Annotated in this window: 1 protein-coding gene; it reads left to right on the top strand. The window is 54.0% G+C overall.

Annotated features, from left to right (window positions below; translation table 11 throughout):
• The coding region (locus H6A60_RS11795; RefSeq protein ID WP_205104858.1) for a KorB domain-containing protein at positions 1 to 617 on the top strand (617 nt) is incomplete at its 5' end.
• Between the last annotated feature and the right edge of the window lie 317 nt (positions 618 to 934).

The raw sequence follows: 934 nt of genomic DNA, 5'->3' as shown, positions 1-934 counted from the left end.
CCGTTGAAGAACTGGCGGCCAAAATCGGCAAGTCGATCCGATACGTCTACAAGATGCTCACAACAGTGAAACTGCCGCAGGAGCTCACCGGCCTTCTTGAAACGCGCGTGCTTAATGATGCCGACGGCATCCAGAAACTCGCGTCAACGTTTACCAAATATCCGAACGCAAAGGACCGCATTATCGAATTGGTGAAAACCGCTGCGCAGGCCGGCAGCGTCTCTCGCACGGAAATTCAGCGCATTGCCGATCTTGTTGCACAGGAAGCGGAACCACCCGCCCCGCGCAAGCGCAACGAAGCTTTCAAACCACTTGAAGACGTAGAAATTTCCCCTGGCAATGCCTCGCAGCTCAAAAAAAATCCCGCCTACTCGCACTACAAGTTTCCCGGTGGAAACATTCGCATCGACTGCATGTTCCAGCTTCAGGAGGACGGAGAGTACCTGGAGGGCCAGGTGATTCCGAACATCCTCACCGATGACTACAAACTCGGCATCGTCGAAAGCGACGGCAAGCTTTTCGAAGTTCCGTGGCAACGAATTCACGTGCTGGGCGTCAGGGCACATAAACCGAAACGCTTTGACGCCAAGGCTAAAAAATCGAAGGACACAATATGAACAGAGCAACTGCGCATCAATTGAGTCAGCCGCTTCTGGTTCTCGCGTGTATGATCCGTCTCACTCGTCCTTCGGTCAGGGCAATAGCAGAGGAACTGGACATCTCGCCCGCAGCAGTCAAACGAGCGATGAACAATTTGCGCGACAACTGGGGCGTCAAGTGGACGTTCGACAGGAGCGTCAGAGCCGTAGACGGCGGAACGGGCAGCTATCGAATCGACAGTCTGGGTCCATTCTCAGAATCGGGCGTTGTCAAAACGGTTGCCGGTTACGACCGAACCGGCGGCACATAGAAATAAAGAAGCTCTTTCTTCCAC

Origin of the sequence: Sutterella massiliensis (genome assembly GCF_016899755.1) — a bacterium.
GTDB classification, from domain to species: Bacteria; Pseudomonadota; Gammaproteobacteria; order Burkholderiales; family Burkholderiaceae_F; genus Sutterella; species Sutterella massiliensis.
Note: the sequence above shows the minus strand (reverse complement) of the source record. Positions and strands in the feature narration are given on the sequence as shown.